Annotated in this window: 4 protein-coding genes; all 4 read left to right on the forward strand. The window is 72.4% G+C overall.

From position 1 onward, the window contains the following. Positions 1 to 465: 465 nt before the first annotated feature. The gene (locus tag ACIPSC_RS26105) at positions 466 to 1,998 is read left to right on the forward strand and encodes an APC family permease (protein ID WP_400828489.1); all 1,533 of its coding nucleotides are present in this window, start codon (positions 466 to 468) and stop codon (positions 1,996 to 1,998) included. 175 nt (positions 1,999 to 2,173) lie between these two features. Beyond that, positions 2,174 to 3,274: a tryptophan--tRNA ligase gene (gene trpS / locus ACIPSC_RS26110; RefSeq protein ID WP_400828476.1), complete on the forward strand. Its 1,101-nt coding sequence runs from the start codon at positions 2,174 to 2,176 to the stop codon at positions 3,272 to 3,274. 222 nt (positions 3,275 to 3,496) lie between these two features. Next, on the forward strand, positions 3,497 to 4,492 hold the full coding sequence (locus ACIPSC_RS26115) for an LD-carboxypeptidase (RefSeq protein WP_400828477.1): 996 nt from the start codon (positions 3,497 to 3,499) through the stop codon (positions 4,490 to 4,492). 14 nt (positions 4,493 to 4,506) lie between these two features. Beyond that, on the forward strand, positions 4,507 to 5,181 hold the full coding sequence (locus ACIPSC_RS26120) for a nucleoside/nucleotide kinase family protein (protein ID WP_400828478.1): 675 nt from the start codon (positions 4,507 to 4,509) through the stop codon (positions 5,179 to 5,181). Positions 5,182 to 5,370 lie beyond the last annotated feature (189 nt).

Below are 5,370 nucleotides of genomic sequence, written 5' to 3' on the forward strand. Positions count from 1 at the left end.
GGCCCCCCCCCCCCCGACCCGGCCCCCCATTCCCCCCCCGGCTTTCCCCCCCCCGGCCCCCCCGGCGCCCCCCCCCCCCCGGCCCCCCCCGGGGGGGCCCCCCGGGGGGGGGCGCCCCCGACGGGGGCCCGTGCGGCGGCCCCGGCTCAGGCGCCCGGCGGGATCGGTCGAGGGCCTTGAGCGGCGGTGTCCAAACCGTCTCAATCTATGACATAGGGGAGAAATAACCCTCCGTCAGTCCTTCAAAACAAAGGTACATGACTCAACCCGCCATTCATTCATCGGTCTCATGGCCTCGGTAGCGCATGAATCGAAGCAAGTGGTTCAGATCACCAAGAGTTGGCCTACACAACCTTCGACACCCCCACCTAGGGTGCGCTGGTGTTTGATCAGCAGCTCTCAGAGCACGGAAGCAGCGGGCGGGCAACGGCGCCCACCGCTCCGCAGGGTGCCCCGGTCAGTGGCATCAGTGGTGGGGCCCCCGACCCGGGGGCGGCGGGGGCGGCGGGGGACAAGGGCCTACGGGGCAACTCGGTCGGCCTGTTGAGCAGCGTGGTCCTGGGCGTCTCCACGGTCGCCCCGGTCTACTGCCTGACCGCGACGCTGGGTCCGACCGTCTCCGCCGTCGGCGTCCAGATGCCGGCGGTCTTCCTGGCCGGCTTCCTGCCGATGCTGCTCGTCGCGTTCGCCTACAAGGAGCTGAACAAGGACTTCCCGGACTGCGGCACGTCCTTCACCTGGACGGTCAAGGCCTTCGGACCCCGGGTCGGCTGGATGGCCGGCTGGGGCCTGACGGTCGCCACGATCATCGTGCTCTCCAACCTGGCCGGGGTGGCGACCGACTTCCTCTACCTGATGCTCGGGGAGATGACCGGCAGCAGCCGGGTCGCCGAGCTCAACGACACCAAGGCGATCCACCTGCTCACCGTGGTGGTGCTGATCGCCGCCGCCACCGCGATGAGCTACCGCGGCATGACGGCCACCAAGTGGTTCCAGTACAGCCTGGTCGGCCTCCAGCTCGCCGTCCTGCTGCTCTTCTCGGTCATCGCGATCGCCAAGGCCGCCGCCGGCGACCTGCCGGACTCGATCGGCTTCTCCGCATCCTGGCTCAACCCGCTCGACGTCTCCTCGTTCAGCGCGTTCACCGCCGGGCTGTCGCTCTCGATCTTCATGTACTGGGGCTGGGACACCTGCCTCACCATGAACGAGGAGACCAGCGGCAGCGCCAAGACCCCGGGCCGGGCCGCGATGACCTCCATGGTCACCCTGGTCGGCTCGTACCTGCTGGTCGCGATCGCCTCCCAGATGTTCGCCGGCGTCGGCGGCGCCGGCACCGGCCTCGGCAACCCGGAGACCGCCGACAACGTCTTCGCCGCGCTGGCCCGCCCGGTGCTCGGCTCGCCGTGGAGCGTCCTGCTCTTCCTGGCGGTCGTCGCCAGCGCCGCCGCCAGCCTGCAGACCACCTTCATCCCGGTGGCCCGCACCCTCCTCGCGATGAGCGCCTACAAGGCCGTCCCGCCGCGCTTCGGCACCGTCCACCCGCGCTTCCGCACCCCCGGCTACGCCACCGTCGCCGCCGGCCTCGCCACCGCCGTCTTCTACGTCGGCATGAGCGTGATCAGCGAGAACGTCGTCGAGGACACCATCCTGGCCCTCGGTCTGATGATCTGCTTCTACTACGCGCTGACGGCCTTCGCCTGCGTCTGGTACTTCCGCCGCTCGCTCCGCAACGGCCTGCGCGACCTGCTGCTCAAGGGCGTCGCCCCGCTGCTCGGCGGCGTACTGCTCAGCGCCGTCTTCCTGCAGACCCTCACCGACGCCTGGAACCCGGAGTACGGCAGCGGCGCCGTCTTCGGCATCGGCTCGGTGTTCGTCATCGGCGTCGGCATCCTGCTGCTCGGTGCCGTGCTGATGCTCTGGTACGGCGTGGTCCGGCCGGAGTTCTTCCGCGGCGAGACCCTGCGCAAGGAAACTCCTGCCCTCGTCGTGGAGGACTGACGCTATTCTCGAACGCATGAAGCGCTTCGCAGGTCTCGACTGGTGGCCGTCCTAGGACGGCCACCAGCCACGCCTGACCAGGGCCGTCCGGATGGACGGCCCTGACGCGTTTTCCGACGGAACGGGCCCGAGCCCCGGACGGCCGCGAACTCACCGCCGTACCGAGGAGAACCCCATGACCGTCGCCACCACCGTCACCGCCACCACCGTCACCGCTGTCGAGGCCGCCACCGCCTCCGAGACCGCCGCCTGCGCCGGCCTCGACGAACGGATCCGCCGCAACCCCGGCGCCCACCGCGTCCTCACCGGCGACCGCCCCACCGGCCCGCTCCACCTCGGCCACTACTTCGGCACCCTGCAGAACCGGGTCCGACTCCAGCGCCTCGGGGTCGAGATGTTCGTCGTGGTCGCCGACTACCAGGTGATCACCGACCGTGACATCGCCGACCGGCTGTCCGAGCACGCCGAGAACCTCGTACTCGACTACCTCGCCACCGGCCTCGACCCCGACCGCGCCACGATCTTCGCCCACAGCGCCGTCCCCGCCCTCAACCAGCTGCTGCTGCCCTTCCTCAGCCTGGTCAGCGTCTCCGAGCTGAGCCGCAACCCCACCGTCAAGGACGAGATCGCCCACTCCCGCCAGTCCGCCGTCAGCGGGCTGATGTTCACCTACCCCGTCCACCAGGCCGCCGACATCCTCTTCTGCAAGGCCGACGTGGTCCCGGTCGGCCAGGACCAGCTGCCCCACCTCGAAGTCGCCCGCACCGTCGCCCGCCGCTTCAACGAGCGCTACCCGCACCCCGACGGCACCGCGGTCTTCCCGCGCCCCGAGGGCCTGCTCTCCGCCGCCCCGCTGCTGCTCGGCACCGACGGCACCAAGATGAGCAAGAGCCGCGGCAACGCCGTGGCCCTCGCAGCCGACGAGGACACCACGGCCCGCCTGATCCGCTCCGCCAAGACCGACACCGAACGCCGGATCAGCTACGACCCGGCCACCCGCCCGGAGGTGTCGAGCCTCGTCCTGCTCGCCGCGCTCTGCCAGGACCGCCGCCCGGAGGAGGTCGCCGAGGAGATCGGCGACGGCGGCGGCGCCGCGCTCAAGCGGACGGTGACCGAGGCCGTCAACGAACACCTCCGCCCGATCCGGGCCCTGCGCGCCGACCTCGCCGCCGACCGCGGCTACGTCCGGCAGGTCCTGCGCGACGGCGCCGAGCGCGCCAACGCCGTGGCCGACGCCACGCTCGACGAGGTTCGGGCGGTGATGGGATCGGTCTGAAGAGCACGGGGCATACCTACTGCGGGCGGAACCGCGGGCCCGGCGCACGGACCAACCCGGACCCCGGCGGCACCCCGCCCCGACCCGTCCCGTCGCAGCGTGCCACCTCGCCCCGTCGCGCCCCACCGGGCCGCGCCGCACCCCACCGGGCCACGTCGTGGCACCGCCACGCCGTGCCACCCGGCCCCGTCGCGTCACCCGCACCCTGGAAGGATCCCGGCCATGGACCAGCACCCGACCACGCCCGGCCGAGGGCTGACCCGCCCGCCGCACCTCCGCCCCGGGGACCACGTCACCGTGATCGCCCCCAGCAGCCCGATCGACCCCCAGCGGCTCACCGCCGGGGCCGAGGTCCTGCGCTCCTGGGGGCTACGGGTGACCGTCGCCCCGCACGTCCTCGACACCCACCCCGTCCTCGGCCACCTCGCCGGCACCGACGCCGACCGCGCCGCCGACCTCCAGACCGCCTGGCTCGACCCGGCCGTCGACGCGGTGATCTGCGCCCGCGGCGGCTACGGCGTCCACCGCATGGCCGACCTGCTCGACTGGGACGCGATGCGCGCCGTCCCGCCCAAGGTGCTCGTCGGCTTCAGCGACGTCACCTCCCTGCACGAGGCCTTCGCCCAGCGACTCGGCGTCGCCACCCTGCACGGGCCGATGAGCGCGGCCGCGTCCTTCCTCACCGACGGCCCGACCGCCGAGCACCTGCGCCGCACCCTCTTCGAGCCCGCGGCCACTACGGTCCTCACCTCGTCCACGGCCACCACGCTGGTGCCCGGGCGGGCCCGCGGCACCACCGCCGGCGGATGCCTCACCGTCCTCACCGCCGAACGCGGCACGCCCGCCGCCCGGCCCTCCTTCGCCGGCAGTATCCTGCTCCTGGAGGACGTCAACGAGCACCCGTACCAGCTCGACCGCCTCCTCACCCAGCTCCTGCGCTCCGGCGCCCTGGACGGCGTCGCCGGCATCGCGCTCGGTTCCTGGGACGGCTGCGGCCGACCCGAACGCGTCCGGGACGTCATGCTCGACCGCCTCGGCCCGCTCGGCGTACCGATCGTCTGGGAGCTCGGATTCGGCCACGCCGCCTCCACCCTGACCGTTCCGCTCGGCGTCCCCGCGCTCCTCGACGCGGACACCGGCACCCTCACCCTGGAACAGCCCGCACTCGTGCCGCCCGCAGCGGCTCCACACGGGACGACGCCCGGCAGCGGACGGTGAGTAGGGTGCGCCCCATGAACGAGGACACCCTCACCGCCCTCGCCCTGGGCATGCTGCACGGCCCGGGCAGCAACGCCCGCACGATCCTCGGACTCGCCGGACCGCCCGGTGCCGGCAAGTCCACCCTGGCCCGGCACCTCGTCGCCGAGGTCGAACGCCGCGAAGGCCCCGGCAGCGCCGCCTACCTCCCGCTCGACGGCTTCCACCTCTCCGCCGCGCAGCTCGACCGCCTCGGCCTGAGCCACCGCAAGGGCGCCCCGGCCACCTTCGACGCGCACGGCTACGTCGCCCTGCTGCGCCGGATCGCCGCGGACCGCTTCCAGCACATCTACGTCCCCGACTTCGACCGGGACCTCGACGAGCCGGTGGCCGCCCGGCACGTCGTCGCACCGCACTCCCGGCTCGTCATCACCGAGGGGAACTACCTCGCCGCCGCCGAACACCCGTGGCCGGAGGCCCGCCGGCTGCTGCGCGAGCTCTGGTGGGTGGAGACCGACGACACGGTCCGCGAGGAGCGCCTGCTCCGTCGCCACCGCGACGGGGGCCGCGACGAGACCACGGCCCGGCACTGGGTCACCTCCAACGACCACCCCAACGGCGAGTACGTGAAGGCCGGCCGCTCGCTCTGCACGCGGATCGTCCACGGGACCGGGTTGCCTTCGCTCCCGGACAGGCGTAGTGTTTCCTAGTCGCTCGGCAGGGAGCACCGGACACGCATCGGCGCGGACGGTCCCGGGGCGGCCAATCCCTTGAAACACCACTCCTTCCCTTTCGGGCTGGACCGCGCTTTGTCGCGTTCCTGTTCGGTTCGGGGTCTATTCGGTGTGTGCGTTTATCGGGATTGCGGCCGGATTCGCCTTTCGGGGCGGGGATCGGCT

The organism is Kitasatospora sp. NPDC090091 (genome assembly GCF_044747365.1).
GTDB lineage: Bacteria > Actinomycetota > Actinomycetes > Streptomycetales > Streptomycetaceae > Kitasatospora.